The 14469-nt window shown below is 67.6% G+C and carries 13 protein-coding genes and 4 pseudogenes; 10 read left to right on the forward strand and 7 right to left on the reverse strand.

The window, feature by feature from the left end; all coding sequences use genetic code 11:
- The first annotated feature begins 77 nt into the window (after positions 1-77).
- A complete protein-coding gene (locus tag QQY24_RS33425) occupies positions 78-284 on the forward strand; it encodes an IS3 family transposase (RefSeq protein ID WP_301976688.1) in 207 nt (68 codons plus the stop codon).
- Between the two features lie 307 nt (positions 285-591).
- Here QQY24_RS33425 and QQY24_RS33430 read toward each other — a convergent pair whose 3' ends face one another.
- Entirely contained in the window at positions 592-1386 is a 795-nt protein-coding gene (locus QQY24_RS33430; protein ID WP_301976689.1) for an SDR family oxidoreductase, read from the reverse strand.
- 79 nt (positions 1387-1465) lie between these two features.
- Between QQY24_RS33430 and QQY24_RS33435 the strand changes: the two genes are divergently transcribed.
- On the forward strand, positions 1466-2281 hold the full coding sequence (locus QQY24_RS33435) for a MerR family transcriptional regulator (protein WP_301976690.1): 816 nt from the start codon (positions 1466-1468) through the stop codon (positions 2279-2281).
- Positions 2282-2379: 98 nt separating this feature from the next.
- A pseudogene (locus QQY24_RS33440) lies at positions 2380-3101 on the forward strand (IS6 family transposase).
- 317 nt (positions 3102-3418) lie between these two features.
- On the opposite strand, the gene QQY24_RS33445 reads toward QQY24_RS33440, so the two are convergent.
- The gene (locus QQY24_RS33445) at positions 3419-3928 is read right to left on the reverse strand and encodes a hypothetical protein (RefSeq protein ID WP_301976873.1); all 510 of its coding nucleotides are present in this window, start codon (positions 3926-3928) and stop codon (positions 3419-3421) included.
- Positions 3929-4480: 552 nt separating this feature from the next.
- Positions 4481-4648: pseudogene (locus QQY24_RS33450) on the reverse strand (hypothetical protein); the annotation flags it as partial.
- Positions 4649-5251: 603 nt separating this feature from the next.
- On the opposite strand from QQY24_RS33450, the gene QQY24_RS33455 reads away from it, so the two are divergent.
- On the forward strand, positions 5252-6517 hold the full coding sequence (locus tag QQY24_RS33455) for a ParA family protein (protein WP_301976691.1): 1266 nt from the start codon (positions 5252-5254) through the stop codon (positions 6515-6517).
- Complete coding sequence (locus QQY24_RS33460; RefSeq protein ID WP_301976692.1) at positions 6514-7704, forward strand: ParB/RepB/Spo0J family partition protein; 1191 nt, start codon at positions 6514-6516, stop codon at positions 7702-7704. Before QQY24_RS33455 ends, QQY24_RS33460 begins: the two co-directional genes overlap by 4 nt.
- Before the next feature lie 152 nt (positions 7705-7856).
- Here the strand turns inward: QQY24_RS33460 and QQY24_RS33465 are convergent.
- Positions 7857-8559 (reverse strand): annotated as a pseudogene (locus QQY24_RS33465) (IS6 family transposase); the annotation flags it as partial.
- A 70-nt stretch (positions 8560-8629) separates the two neighbouring features.
- The gene (locus QQY24_RS33470) at positions 8630-9772 is read right to left on the reverse strand and encodes an FAD-dependent monooxygenase (protein ID WP_301976693.1); all 1143 of its coding nucleotides are present in this window, start codon (positions 9770-9772) and stop codon (positions 8630-8632) included.
- A 170-nt stretch (positions 9773-9942) separates the two neighbouring features.
- Between QQY24_RS33470 and QQY24_RS33475 the strand changes: the two genes are divergently transcribed.
- The 4 genes and pseudogenes from QQY24_RS33475 (at position 9943) to QQY24_RS33490 (ending at position 12044) form a co-directional block, all read left to right on the forward strand.
- Positions 9943-10278, forward strand: a complete 336-nt coding sequence (locus QQY24_RS33475; protein ID WP_301976694.1) for a helix-turn-helix transcriptional regulator — start codon at positions 9943-9945, stop codon at positions 10276-10278.
- 386 nt (positions 10279-10664) lie between these two features.
- On the forward strand, positions 10665-10934 hold the full coding sequence (locus QQY24_RS33480) for a peptidase inhibitor family I36 protein (protein WP_301976696.1): 270 nt from the start codon (positions 10665-10667) through the stop codon (positions 10932-10934).
- Between the two features lie 54 nt (positions 10935-10988).
- Positions 10989-11502: pseudogene (locus tag QQY24_RS33485) on the forward strand (winged helix-turn-helix domain-containing protein).
- Positions 11445-12044, forward strand: a complete 600-nt coding sequence (locus tag QQY24_RS33490) for a transposase (RefSeq protein ID WP_301976697.1) — start codon at positions 11445-11447, stop codon at positions 12042-12044. Before QQY24_RS33485 ends, QQY24_RS33490 begins: the two are co-directional and overlap by 58 nt.
- Before the next feature lie 39 nt (positions 12045-12083).
- Here the strand turns inward: QQY24_RS33490 and QQY24_RS33495 are convergent, their stop codons facing one another.
- Entirely contained in the window at positions 12084-12422 is a 339-nt protein-coding gene (locus QQY24_RS33495; RefSeq protein ID WP_301976698.1) for an EthD domain-containing protein, read from the reverse strand.
- 245 nt (positions 12423-12667) lie between these two features.
- Between QQY24_RS33495 and QQY24_RS33500 the strand changes: the two genes are divergently transcribed.
- Entirely contained in the window at positions 12668-13519 is an 852-nt protein-coding gene (locus tag QQY24_RS33500) for a helix-turn-helix transcriptional regulator (protein WP_301976699.1), read from the forward strand.
- A gap of 181 nt (positions 13520-13700) precedes the next feature.
- Here QQY24_RS33500 and QQY24_RS33505 read toward each other — a convergent pair whose 3' ends face one another.
- Complete coding sequence (locus QQY24_RS33505; protein ID WP_301976700.1) at positions 13701-14210, reverse strand: GNAT family N-acetyltransferase; 510 nt, start codon at positions 14208-14210, stop codon at positions 13701-13703.
- Positions 14211-14469: the final 259 nt, after the last annotated feature.

Here is a 14469-nt window from a genome sequence, read left to right on the forward strand (position 1 = left end):
CAGGCGGGCATGCCGAAAGCTCGGCGTGGTCCAGTCCATGGGCAGAGGGCAGAGTCGGATCTTGCTCCGACAACGCCGTGAGCGAGGCGTTCAACAGCGTCCTCAAGGTCGAGTACGTACACCGCCACACCTTCCGCACCCGCACCGAGGCACGCATCAAGATCGCCACCTGGATCACCGACTTCCACAACGCCAGGCGGCTACACAGCGTGTGCGGGTTCAAGAGCCCGATCGACTACGAACGCGACTACCGAGCCACCCTCGCCCAGGGACTGGCCGCATAGACCGTCTCCACGCTGCGAGGGGATTGACAGGTCAGTCAACGTGGCAGTGCCGCCACAAGCGGTGGACCATGCGCTGGAAGGCACCCCTGAACGCCTTCCAAATCGCCTTCGAGGGCCGCCTCACCCCAAGCAACAACTGACCACCCAACAACCAAGATCAGCCGTTAAATTGACACACCCGTACGACGGCGCACTGTCCACGGGCGGTCCCCCTCCACCATGACCAACCCGAAGATCATCCCGCCCGGTCAGCCGACGTGACAGCACCGTTCGGGGTCATGCGGGTGCTCTCTAGTGCGGGGTGGGGTCAGAGGGTGGGGACGGTGCCGCCGTCGATGGTGTGCTCGGCGCCCGTGATGGCGGCGGCGCGGTCGCAGACGAGGAAGGCGACCAGCTCGGCCACTTCCTCGGGGCGTGCCGGGCGGCCGAGGGGGATGCCACCGAGCGAGGCCAGCACCTGGTCCCAGGCCGCGGTCCGGTCGATTCCCTGTGCGTCGGCGATGCGGGCGACGAGGGCCGTGGTGCCTTCCGTGGCGATCGCGCCCGGGGAGACGACGTTGACCCGTACTCCGTGCGGGGCCAGTTCCCGGGCGAGGCCCTTGCTGTACGTGGTCAGCGCGGCCTTGGCGGCGGCGTAGCCGAGTGTGGCGTCGGGCAGGGGCAGCCGGCGCTGGATGGAGGAGACGTGGACGACGGCGCCCCGGCCCGCGTCCCGCATCGCCGGGAGCAGTGCGCGATCGAGGCGTACGGCGGCCAGCAGGTTGAGGGCGAGTTCGTCCTGCCAGTGGGCGTCGGTGAGGGCGGCGAACCCGCCGGCCGGCGCGTGCGAGCCGCCGAGCGTGTGCACGACGACGTCCGGGGTGCCGAGCCGGTCGCGCACCGCCGAGACGACGGTGTCGACGCCGTCCGGCGTGGTCAGGTCGGCCGTGACGAAGAGCGGGTCGGCCGCCGCGGTCGCGGGCGCCGTGCGGGCCGTCGGGAGCACGGTGGCGCCGGCCGCGCGCAGGCGGGCCGTGATCGCGGCGCCGGTGCCCCGTCCGGCGCCGGTGACGACGGCGAGACGCCCCGCGAGGTCGGGAGAGACGGAAGGGGTGTTGGTCATGTGCCGGAGCGTGCCGCCTCCCGCGGCACCCGGGTCAAGCGCTGTACTCTCCCCCTGCGGGAGGGTGCACAGTGGGGGCGTGCTGACGATCGGCGACTTCTCCCGGCTGACCCACCTGAGCATCCGTACGCTGCGCCGCTACCACGAGGCCGGGCTGCTGGAGCCCGCGCACGTGGACCCGTCGAGCGGCTACCGGTACTACGACCCCGGCCAGATCCCCAGCGCACAGGTCATCTCCCGGCTGCGGGAACTCGACGTACCGCTCGCCGACGTCCGACGGATCCTGCTCACCCCGGACCCGACCGTGCGCGCGCACCTGGTGGGCGAGCACCTCCAGCGGCTCCAGGACCAGCTGTCGCGGACCCAGGCGGCCGTCGCGTCGCTGCGACGGCTGCTGCGCCCCGAACCGGCCGGTGTCGCCGTCGAGCTGCGCCACGCGCCCGCGCGGCGCGTGGCCGCGGTGCGGGACACGATCACCCACGAGGAGGTGCTGTCCTGGTACGCGGGCGCGATGGCCGAGCTGGACGCCGTCGTCGACGCGCCCACGGGCCCCGCGGGCGGCCTTTACGACAACGCGCTGTTCAGCGAGGGCCACGGGGGCGTGCTCGTGTATGTCCCGGTCGCCGCGCCCGTGCCGGACCTGGGGCGCGTCTACGGCACCGAGCTGCCGCCCGCCGAGCTGGCGGTCACCGTACACCCGGGGTCCCACGACACCATCGACGTCACCTACGGCGAGCTGGGCAGGTGGGTCGCCGACCACGCCCTCGCCGTGGCCGGGCCGGTGCGCGAGACCTACCTCGTGGGCCCGCGCGACACCCCGGCCGCCGAGGAGTGGCGCACCGAGATCGGCTGGCCGGTGTTCCGGGTCGCCGGTGCCGGCCCCCGCCCGGTCTGAGTCCGGCACGGCCCGGTGGGGACGCTGAGCCGGGCGCTGTCACGTTGGCTGACCGGGTGGGATGATTTTCTGGTTGGTCGTGCTGGGAGGGGTCGTCCGTGGACAGCGCACCGCCGTCGCACCAGGGGCACCGGTACCCGGTCGGGATCGTCTCCCGCTGCGTGTGGCGGTACTTCCGCTTCCCGCTCGGCTTCCGCGAGGTCGAGGGGCTGATGCCCGAACGCGGCGTGGTCGTGTCCCACGAGACGGTCCGCCGCTGGTGCGCGAAGTTCGGGCAGTCCTGCGCCGACGGCCTGTGTCAAAGGCGGCCCCGGCCCGGGGACACCTGGCACCTGGACGAGGTCTTCACCAGGGTCAACGGCGAGCGGAAGTATCTGTGGCGGGCCCTCGACGCCGGCGGCAGCGTGCTCGACATCCCGGTCCAGAGCCGGCGGGACACCGCTGCGGCCAGGCGCTTGTTCCGCAAACCGCTCAAGAAGACCTGCCCGGTGCCGCAGGTGGTGGTCACCGGCAAGCTCCGTTCCCACGGCGCGGCCCACCACGAGGTCACGCCCTGCGTCGAGCACCGCCCGCACAAGAGCCTGAACAACCCGGCCGCGAACAGCCACCAGCCCACCCGGCAGCGCGAACGCGCGATGAAAGGCTTTTGCAGCGTGGGCGCAGCACAGCGATTCCTGTCCGGGTCCAGCGGCATCCCACCCCACTTCCCATCTCTGCCGCCATCTGATTGGCCGCCGCCCATCACCACGCCGAAACGACCCTCCGCTTCGCGATCTGGGATCAGGCCACCGGCGCCGCCCGCCAACCCGCCGAAGCCTGAACACGGAACCGGAACCCTGCCCCACCACACCCCGACGCGCCGTCAGGCACTTACACACCCACCAACGTGGCAGCGCCGCCGGGCGAACTTGGCGACGACGACCTTGCGGTGCACCGATCCCAGATTTTCGGGCAGCGAGTCGTCCCCAATGAGCGTCGCCTGCCCTGCTGCTTCGGCACGGAGCGCGCAGCTCAACCCGACGAGTCAGTCGTACCGTCCAAGCCGCCCGCACCCTCTTGACCTGCGACTACATAGGATAAAAGAGGATCACCGGTCGAGGCCGGCAAGAGAGCTCGCACAGAGCTGGGTCCCAGCTTTCAATCCTCATGCGACACACCAAGATCGTGGCGCATAGCGGTTCTCATAGTCCGGAGCATCTCCCAGACCTCGCACTGGGCTCGGGCCGCGGTCTCCATCGTTTCGCCTGGTTCGGGGGCACCGCGTTCGAGGCGTTTGACCTGGCCGTAGACCTTGTTCAGGGCTTGGTTGACGACACTGGCTCGCATGAGTACTTCTTCGGGAGCAATCATCTGCGCTTCGGAATATCGATCGCGGTGCGCGTTCTTGGCCTCCTCGAGTGCGTCGCTGTCGGTCTCCTCTGCGCCGCGCTCCCTCATGACGTGCAGGTGGCGGTTGAGCGCGGTAGTGAACTGCCGGGCATCTCGGTTGAGTTCCACATAGCAGGTGCGTCGCAGCGAACGGTTTTCGCGAACCTCCTCATGGTCTCGAACGAGCTCTATCTCCAGGCGCTTCGCCCGTTCAGAGCCGCGCTGGGTGAGCAGCGCCCCTCCCAAGGTTCCTGCAACGCCTGCCACAGCGATGATCACTGAGCTGAGATCCACCGGCGTACCCCGTGAAACTTTTCGGCCTCGTACCCGCTGCACATGGCCCAGGCCGTCAAGTTTGCCGCTCCTTGGTGCGCCAAGGGTTGGTGCCCTTCTTGTGGTGAGCGGTGCGGCAGTGTCACCACCCACCCGCCGCTCTGGGCCTCCAGGCCCTGGTAGCCGGCATCGGCGAGGATTCCGCCAGAGGACCGTCGGCCAGGAGTCTGACCAGCCCAGCTGGCGGGCGTGCGTGATGTCCGCGTAGCTTCCGGGTCTGGCCGGGCTGCGGAACCAGCACGCGGCCGTCCGCGCCGGTGAGCACCATGGTTTTGACGGCGTTCTGCTTTCTCTTGCCCGAGATGAATTCGTCCCGGTCCTTGTAGCTGACCGCCGGGCGCGGACCTCGGCGCCGTCGACGGTTCCGGCCCTCCCACTGGCGCCGAGGTGGTCGACAACCTCGACCAGCGCCTTGAGCCGCACACCAGGGCCGATGGCGCGTCCACGCTCGGCAAGCAGGGGCCGCACCTCGCCGACGGCCCGGGGGATGGTGGAGCGATCCACACCGATCCGGCAGGCCGGCACGTCGTGCGTGGTCCCGCGGCGGAGATGGACGAGCGTGGCCAGGAGCCGGCCGACGAGGACCAGCCGGTGCTTCGCGCCGACGCCCACGGCCCGCTGCCGCAGTACGGGACGCAAGCTCGGCCAGCTCAAGATCGTCATCATGACCGCCGCACCCGGCAGTGAGGACGAGACCAGGCTCCGGCTCACCGCCGTCGCCGGACCGCCGGCCACCACGCGCAGCTGATCCGGCCCACGTGCCGACCGGCCGACTGCAGGTGCACGGCCGGTGTCGAACCACAATGCCAGCCTCCATGCCGAAAGGGGCCCCGTCGAGCACCTGACCGACAAGTTCACGGCCCGGCGAGGCGGCTCGACCTCAGACAGCCGCCTCGTCAGCCTCCACTTGCGCGCCTCAGTGATCTGGAGCAAAGACTCCCCTTGAACCACTCATCAGTCACAGTCAGGTATACGGCCGAGATATCTTGCCCCGCAGGGTTGCCGCCTCCGGCGATGGAAGGCCGGCCTCTGGGCGCCGCGGCAGCGAAGTGCTTGTAGGCGCGGAGGCAGCTCTGCAGCACTGTGGTGTGTTCGGTGTGGGTTCGTGAGCTGATTACGCCGTAATCAGCTCACGAACCGTGCGGACAAGTGCCCAACAGCGGGGTGATTACGGCGTAATCACCCCAGAGCTGAGCTGACGCCTCGCCAGTTCTACCTAGCTAACGTGTCGGGCTAACTTTTGATTGTAGACGTTAGTATGGTGTCCTCATGAGTTCGCCAGCTACCTCCAGCGGCCGCGAAAAGGTCGTCTCTAAGCTGCCGGGACGGCTCCGGCAGAGCCTCAAGGTCAGAGCCGCCGAGCACGGCATCGAAATTCAAACCGCAGTCGAACAGGGCATCGGGAACTGGTGCCGTCTAGGCTCCACCGTCACAACCATCGACACCTCCGGCGCTGACTCCTTCTCTACGTTCCTCCCCGTGGGCCAGTGGGAAGAGTTCCGGCAAATCGCAGCCGACCGGCGGGTGTCCCTCACCCAAGGGCTCGCTCAGTCCGTTCAGCTATGGCTGGACGCCAACCCCGCCCCGGACGTAGAACGCCCCGAGATCACTCGCCGTATCATCGTCTGCAATCAGAAGGGCGGCGTCGGCAAGACGGCCATCACAGCGGGCCTCGGGGAAGCCCTAGCGGAAAACCCGCATGCCTTGCACCCCGTACGTGTAGCCAAAGCGCTTACTAAAGCCCTAAGGGCGAGCGACGCCCAAGGAAGCGAAGCAGCGTCGGCAGACGATCCGCTCGACATCGAGAACCTCCCTGGCCCGGGCCTGAGGGTGCTACTCGTCGACTTCGATCCCCAATGCCACCTCACCAACCAGCTCGGTGCCACTCCCCTGCCAATGAACGGTGACAGCCTCACCAACCACATGGCGGGCGACGCCAAGGGCGACCTCCGCGACCTCATCGTCTCCATCGACGACGACGCCTTCGGTGGACGCCTTCACCTCCTGCCGGCATGCCACGACGCCTTCCTGCTCGACGTGCGTCTTTCCGCAGTGCGGGCCAGGGAAGCCGCCCTGGAGAGGGCTCTGGCGCCACTCGACGATGATTACGACGTAATCATCGTCGACTGTCCTCCGAGCCTCGGCCTGAGCATGGACGCCGCGGCCTACTACGGGCGCCGACGTAACGGAGAAAAGCCCGGGCAGTCCGGCGCACTGATCGTTGTACAAGCCGAAGACAGCTCTGCAGACGCCTACGAACTACTCACCACGCAGATCGACGATCTGCGCGGCGACCTCCAGATCGACATCGACTACCTCGGTATCGTCGTCAACCTGTACGACTCGCGCCGTGGTTACATCGCCACCTCTTCGCTGCAGGGCTGGGTCGACATAAAGGACCCACGGGTCGTCGGGCTCATCGGAGACCTCAAGGAACAGAAGGAAGCTGTCCGAGTGAAGCAACCCCTGCTGTCATACGCGCCTAAATCCCAGCAAGCCGTGGGGATGCGTGCTCTCGCCCGGGAGGTGCTGTGAGCAAGGCAGACCAGCTCGGAGCCGGCCGCTTCGGCGGGGGAGTACGTCCCGTCAGCGCACGCCGCCAGGCCGTTGCAGCCGCGACTGGGGTCCCCACCGAAGGAGTCGCTCCTCCAACGAAGCTGCCTCCGGACCGCATCAGCCTCAACCCGGACAACCCGCGTTCAAGCCTCGGAGATCTCACCGACCTTGCCAACAGCCTAAAAGATCACGGCCAGAAGGTCGCTATCACGATCATGACCCGGGAGGCCTACGTAGGCGCCAACCCGAGCAAGGAAACCGAACTCGAACCGGACACCACCTACGTCGTCGTAGACGGAAGCAGCCGTCTTGCCGCAGCCAGGGAAGCCGGGCTGGCAACAGTCAAGGTGATGGTTGACGACGACCAGGGTGACGACGCCGAAAGCATCCTGGAGTCTGCTCTCGTCGCCAACATCCACCGGCAAGACCTCGACGAGATCGACGAAGCCCGCGCCCTGCAGCGTCTGCTCGCCATCCACGGAAGTCAGCGAGCCCTGGCCAAACGCCTGCACCGCTCCCAGGGCTGGGTGTCACAACGCCTGGCTCTGCTCAGCCTCACCCCAGAGCTGCAAGCGCGCATCGGCGAGGAGCCGATCGACCTCTTGCGCGCAGTCGGCAATAAGCCCGCCCATGAACAGGAAGAAGCCCTGGCAGAGCTCAAGGCGGAACGGGCTCGGAAAGAGGAGGAAAGGGGACGCCTACGGAAGATCCAGCAGGAGGAGACCGCAGAGGGACAAGGGGACAGCACTCATACACCTCCTGAGGGGGACGCCGCACCCATCGACGCATCTGCAAGCGGTGCGCGGGAGGGAGAAGAAACCAGCCCTGCAGGTGATTACGACGTAATCACTGACAGCGCTGACACCGCCCTGACAGCTGCTGTCCCCGCACCAGTTTCGCCATCGGAGGCGATCCCCGAACCACGTCTGCAGTCACCCACGCCAGAAGCAACTGAGGACACCGCCCGCGAGGTATCGCGCCCTCGTCAGGTCCCGTACGGCGAGCCTGGCCCCCTTGCCATGCTCCTGGACGCAAAGATCCCGTCGGATGAAATTTTCTTCGATCTCCTTCGCTTCCTTGGCGCGCGAGGCCTCAAGCGGAACCCAGCCCGTCTCGGCGAACTAGCTCGCTCTCTCAGTGAGCAAGTCACTGCGAAGGTCGACTGAGATCATCCAATAAGAGAGCCGGCGTCCTTGCAGGGCGCTGGCCCTCTGGTACTACTGAGTTTGTCGGCGGGCGTTGTCACGTTGTTGGGTGTGTGGGCGTTTGACGGTGTGTCGAGGTGTGGTGGGGCCGGGTTCCGGGCCGTGGCGGGTCGGTCCGTGATGCCGGTGATCTGCTCCCAGATGGTGAAGCGGACGGTCGTTTCGGCTCGGTAGTGAGGTGCGGGCATCGGGTGGCGACGGGGCCGGAAGTGGGGTGAGATGCCACGGAACGCGGACAGGGACCTCTGCGCCCCGCCCACGGAGCGGAAGCCCTTCATAACCCGTTCGCGTTGCCTCGTCGGCTGGTGGCTGTTCTCGGCCTGGTTGTTCGGTCTCTTGTGCGAGCGGTGCTCGACGGCGGTCATGGCCTCGTGGTGGGCGGCGCTGCAGGAGCGGAGCTTGTCGGTGACGATCACCCTCGGCACTGCCCGGGTCCTCGTCATCAGCCTGCGGAGGAACCCTCCGGCTGCGGCCTTGTCGCGGCGGTTGTGCACGAGGATGTCGAGGGGCGTTGCCGTCCCGGTCCACAGCCCGCCACCGATACCTCTGCTCGCCGTTGATTTTGATGAAGACTTCGTCGAGGTGCCATGTGCCGCCGGGCCGGGGACGCCTGCGGCGAAGCCCGTTCGCGTAGGCCTGCCCGAACTTCCGACACCACCGTCGCACGGTCTCGTACGAGACGATCACGCCGCGCCCGGGCATCAGTTCCCCGACCTCGCGGCAGGACAGCGGGAAGCGGAAGTACAGCCACACGCAGGGGGAGACCACCTCGACCGGGTACCGGTGCCCCTTGTACGACGGCGACGCGACCTCCACGGACGACCCCCTCCACCACGATCACCCCGAAGACCATCCCACCCCGCTCACCCAACGTGACAGCGCCGGTCTACCGGTTTGCGGCTTCGCGAGAGGCGATCCGGTACGTGCGACCGACTGCGCGGCCCACCGCGTTGCGCACCGCGAGGCCCTGCCGGGTGCGGGGCACCATGAGCCTGGAGAGCAGACCGACGCGTCGCTGCCGCGGACCTACCTCACGGCGGAGCCGCGACTGGTAGGCGGCGAAGGCGCGGACGTGATCACCGGGATGGGCGGCGAGCTCTTCTGCGAGGGCGTATGCGCCCGCCATCGCCATGCTGGACCCGTCGCCCAGCAGGGCTGTCGCCGCCGCCGCGTCCCCGAGCAGTACGACCCGTCCGCGGGACCACGAGGGCACCCGGACGGTGGTCAGGGGGTCGAAGAACGGAGCCGGGTGGTTGAGGAACGCCGCCACGAGTTCCGGTGCCCGCCACGGCACGTCGGCGTAGGCGTCGGCCACGGTCTGCTTGTGAAGGGCGATGTTCTTGCGGTCGTGGGGCGCCGGCTGTTCGGCCCGGAAGGTGAAGATCGCGAGCGGAGTGGTCCGCGAGGGGTGGACGACCAACATTCGGTTCGGCACAGTCAGCATCGTCATCTCACTCGGGTCCTCGATGGCGTCGGGTTCCAGCGGCACGGTCGCGCCGTACAGGCCCAGGTCGCTCGCGAACTGCCGCTCGGGTCCGAATATCAGGCGCCGTACGGTGGAGTGCACCCCATCGGCACCGACTACCAAGTCGAAGCGCCGTGGCGCGGACCGCCGGAAGGTGACGTCGACCCCACCTCCGTTCTGGGCGAGAGCAGTGACCGTGTCGTCGAACAAGAACTCGGCCTCGGTCTGCGCCGACCGGTGGAGCACCTCGGACAGGTCGGCTCGGGTCACCTCGGCCCTCGGCGCCTCGTCAGAGGCGAGCGGAAGTTGCAGGATTCGCCTGCCGCCGGAGTCGAGCAGGGTCAGCGACCGGTTGCGGGTGGCGAGCCCGCGGAGCTGCGGGAGGATGCCCATGCGGTCGGCGACCGGGATCGCGGGCCCCTTCACGACGATCGCGCTCCCACCGGAGCGCAGCTGCCGGGCATGTTCGACGACCGTCGGCCGGTATCCACTCCGGGAGAGCCAGTACGCGAGTGCAGGCCCTGCAATTCCAGCACCGACTATCAGCACCTCGAGCTTCTTCATGACGATGACCTCTCGGAGTGTCGACGACCAGGTCTCGGCGAGCGCCGGGCCGGGTCTCGGGGAGCGGCGGCACGGGGCAGCGCAACCGGAACTGAGGTACGAAAAATTTCGTACCTCAGTGGAGCACACCCTTCAGGTACGATTCAAGTCGTACCTGAAGGGGGTGCCGCGTGGCCGGGAAGAACATGGTCGGCCCGGAGACCGATGTGCTCGATCTGGGTGCGGTGTTTCGCGCCCTCGCCGACGAGCACCGTCGTTCGGTGATGACGAAGTTGGCCGCCGACCGCAGCGACAACGAGCGGGGGTGCAACTCGTTCGATCTTCCGATCTCGAAGCAGACCCAGACCCACCACTTTCGGGTCCTACGCGAGGCAGGTCTCATTGACGAGATCGACTACGGCAACCGCAAGGGCATCCGACTACGACGCGCGGACATTGAGAAGAGATTCCCCGGGCTGCTCGCGCTCCTGGAGGCAGAGTCTCAGGGCGGTACCGCTCCTCGCTGAGCACAGGTGAGCACATGTTCGCCCTATGGTCCCTCGGCTCCGGGCTGCTCAACTCGAAGGAGTTCACCAAGGCGTGATTGACCAACCGGCCCGCGATACGACCGCCGCCGTCCTGGCCCGCAGCGGAGCATGTAAGTCGGAGACGCGCAGCGGTCAACCCCGAGTGGTGAAGGTGCGGGCGGGGAGACGACGGAGAGGACCCTCCCGGCAAACCCAGGCACCCCCTCAGCGTCCCGGCTCTGCGCCCCCCTTCTCCGGCAGTGGCGACCGTTTGGGCCAGGTGACAGCGGCACCGGACGTGTCGCGCTGGCTCCTTGCTCGGCTGCTGGGGTGAACCCGCGGGGGAACAGGCCCGGCACGGCCCGCCGGCCAGTATGTGTAGTGCCGTGATCAAAAACATGATGCGTGCCGCGGCCGTCGCCGCCCTGGCCCTCTGTCCGCTGGCGACCCCGGCCTCCGCTTCCCACGAGACCGGCACGGCGCGGCCCGAGGCGGAAATCGACTGCCCGTCCGGCTACGTGTGCATCTACCCCGAGATCAACTTCGGCGGGCAGCCCTGGGTGCGGCGCGCGGCCGACGGCAGCGTCAAGGACCTGCCCTGGCCCTTGGGGGGAGTATCGGAACGGGATTTAGCGTTACTGATTTTGAACGGGTGATGTCGTCCCGGTTCGGCTGGCAGTCTGCTGCTGTGTGCGCTATCTCAATGTGGTGTGAGATATGTGCGAGGGGGTGGGCTGTCCGACAAGGAGTGGGCGGCCCGGGAACGGATCCGGCTGGAGGCCGGGGCCCGGTTCGAGGCGGGACAGGCGAACGCGAGGATCGCGGCGGAGCTGCGGGTGTCGGTGCGGTCGGTCGAGCGGTGGCGCAAGGCCTGGCGGGAGCGGCGTGAGGCCGGTTTGGTGTCGAGGGGATCGCCGGGCCGTCCACGGTTGCCGGGTGAGCAGATCGCCGGGCTTGAGCGGGAGTTGGCCCGTGGTCCGCTGGCTCATGGCCCGGGTGAAGGTGGTGATCGGCCGGTTGTTCCATGTGTCGTACACGGTCGAGGGCACGTGGAAACTCCTGCGGCGGCACGGCTGGTCCTGGCAGCAGCCGGCCCGCCGGGCGACTGAGCGGGACGAGGAGGCCGTGCAGGTGTGGAAGGAGGAGACCTGGCCGGAGGTAAAAGGATGGCGGCGGCCTTGGGGGCCTGGGTCCTGTTCGAGGACGGGTCCGGGCAGTCGGTGAGGCCGCCGCGTGCGAAGACCTGGGCGCCCTGGGGCGTCACCCCCGTGGTGAGGGTCCGCGGCGGGGGAACCGGCAGGATCCACGTCGCCGGCGTGGTCTGCTACAGACCGGGCCGCCGGTCCCGGTTCTTCCCTCACCTACGCACCCACCGTGGCCGCAGGGGCGAGCTGAAGAGTCTGACCTGGAAGGACTACCGCGACCTGATCCGCCGGGCCCACCAGCAGCTCGGCGGCCCGGTCATCCTCATCTGGGACAACCTGGCCACCCACCTCGTCCGCCCCTTACGGGAGTTCATCGAGAAGACCGACTGGCTGACCGTGGTCCAAATGCCGCCCTACGCACCTGACCTGAACCCGCAGGAAGGCATCTGGTCCCTTCTGAAACGCGACCTCGGCAACCTCACCGCCCAGACCTTCGACGAACTCCTCCGCGCGGTGAAACGCAAGCTGAAATCACTCCAGTACCGGCCCGACATCATCGACGGCTGCCTCGCCGGAACCGGCCTCACACTCGAAACAGCCCTGCCCGACAACACCAGTTAAAGATCAATAGGCGGCTCCGTGACCAGCAGTTACTGGCCCTCAGCCGATGACGACTTCCTCTTCGGAGATGATGCGTCCAAAGGCGTTCAAGTCGATGAAGTTCTCATGATCTGGGTCGACATTCTTCAGGAAGTTCTCGCAGAAGTAGAACGCGTTGAGGTCGTCCATCGTGTCGAACCACGCCTCGACCACCGAGTCATAGTCCGGCTCGGGATAGTTCGGGGCGGGGACGGGATAAGACACCACGAATCGGCGGATGTACTGCTCCGCCTCCGGGATGGACATGAGCAGCGGCCTGTGAATGTTCCGCTGGTAGTGGGTGAACTCGTCATGAGTCATACCCTCGCGACGCTTCAATGTGATGACCATTTTGATCATGATTTATGTCCCTTTCTGGTTGATAAGGTGCAATTCGTCGGCTCGGTATCACTGGCCGGGGGATGCTGTGCGCGCCGGGACTGGTTGGATGCGCGCCACCGTTAACAACAGGCCCACGCCGGTGGGCATGGAGGTGCGGGTGATCCGTGCGTTGTTCATGGCAGCAAGCCTGCGCTCGGCCGCGGAGCCGATCCAGGCACCGCTAGTGCCTGGATCGGCTCCGCGGCCGAGCGCACACTGGAGGTATGGACAGACGAGAGCTGGCCGGCTTCCTGCGCAGCAGGCGCGAGCGCATCGCCCCTGCCGACGTGGGCGTGCCCGCCGGGCCGCGCCGCCGCACACCGGGGCTGCGCCGCGAGGAGGTGGCGCATCTGGCGTTCATCTCGACCGAGTACTACACGCGGCTGGAGCAGGCCCGCGGCCCGCGTCCGTCGCGCGAGGTACTCGCCGGCCTAGCCCGAGCCCTGCGCCTGTCGGACGCCGAGCGCGACCACCTGCACCACCTCGCCGGCGCGCCGCCCGGCCCGCCGACCGGGCCCTCACGTGAAGTGCCGCGGAGCATCCTCGACCTGCTGCGGCGGTTGCCGCACACCGCGGCGATCGTGCTCTCCGCGACCTACGAGGTGATCGCCTGGAACGACATGGCCGCCGCCCTCCTGGAGGACTTCTCCCCTCTCCCCCGGCACGAGCGCAACCTCGTGCGCCGTGCCTACCTCGCACCGCCATCGCGGGAGCGGCTGCTGTACGACCCGTTCGACGCGGAGGCGTTCGCCCGCGCTGCAGCCCGGCGCCTGCGGGCCACTGCCGCCCGCTACCCCGACGACCCCGAGGTGGCCAAGCTGGTTGGTGACCTCCTCTCCGGCAGCGCGGAGTTCGCCCGGCTGTGGGCCGCCCACGACGTGCGCCCCGAGCCCACCCTGCGCAAGACCGTCAACCATCCACTGATCGGCCCCATCGCCCTCAACTGCGACCTCCTCGACATCACCGACCAGGACCAACAGCTCGTGCTCTATACGGTCGAGCCCGGTTCTCCCGCAGAGGAGGCGCTACGGCTACTTTCCGTGATTGGCACGCAGCGTATGGACGTGCCCGGTTAAGGGGCCGGCCTCGGGACTGGTGTATTGGTGGGCTCGCGTATTCAACTGTCGCCAGTTCTTGGGTGCAGCGAGGGCGATGTTGACGGTGTGTAGCGAAAGCAGCTCGGTGACCCCCATTGCCTTGCCCAGCCAGCGTGGGCGGTGCCGCCGAGTGTGCTCGGCGGCTTCCCCGCTTTGATGCTCAGTCGTGCGTCTTCGCAGGGGTGTTGAACGAGATCCAGACGTCAGGAGGCAGGTCGGGCCGACCTGGTGTCGGTCTGCGTTCCTCTGTCCATGCGTCGTCGGCGATCTCCGTGGCGACGCGACGCCAGAAGTGCACCGCGGCGATGTTGGCATCCTGAAACGCGACTTCCCACGAGCCTGGGTGTCTGGCCGCGATCTCCTGAACAGCGTGCAGCCCGATCCTTGTCCGCCGTGCGCCGCGCACCACGAAAAAGCTGTTCAGCACCCGTGTCGGTGCGGTCAGACTGCGGACGAACGCGAACCCAGCGGGGCTGTCACCGCTTGTGAGGAGGTATGGCGCCCAGTCGGGCTCAGAGAAGGCCATGTGGAGCCGGTCGCTGCGGAAGGTTCCGTCAGTGTTGGGCAGCAGACTGTCGAACTCCGACATGTCATGGCGGAACATCAGCCATAGCCGCTCCACTACGGGGCGGTCGGCGATGCCTGCGAGGCGAATGGATACGTCTGGCACGTGACTCCTTTGCAGAGGTGGCCAACCGGCGCGCGCCCCGCATGCCCGGGTCGGGTGATACCGAGGCTTGGGGCTGACGCCTGTTTGATGAGCGCTGGTCTCCGGATAAGCGGCGCCGGGGCCATGAAAAAAGCCTCCCTGGGCGGATGTTGTATCCGGGCCAGGAAGGCTCACTACTGACGGAGATCTTAGCAGGTCGGTGCACCAGCCTGCCTTCACGTTCCGCGGGCACAGGTCTGGGCGTGTGCATGGTCGTCCG

This window comes from Streptomyces sp. TG1A-8, from assembly GCF_030499535.1.
Lineage (GTDB): Bacteria > Actinomycetota > Actinomycetes > Streptomycetales > Streptomycetaceae > Streptomyces.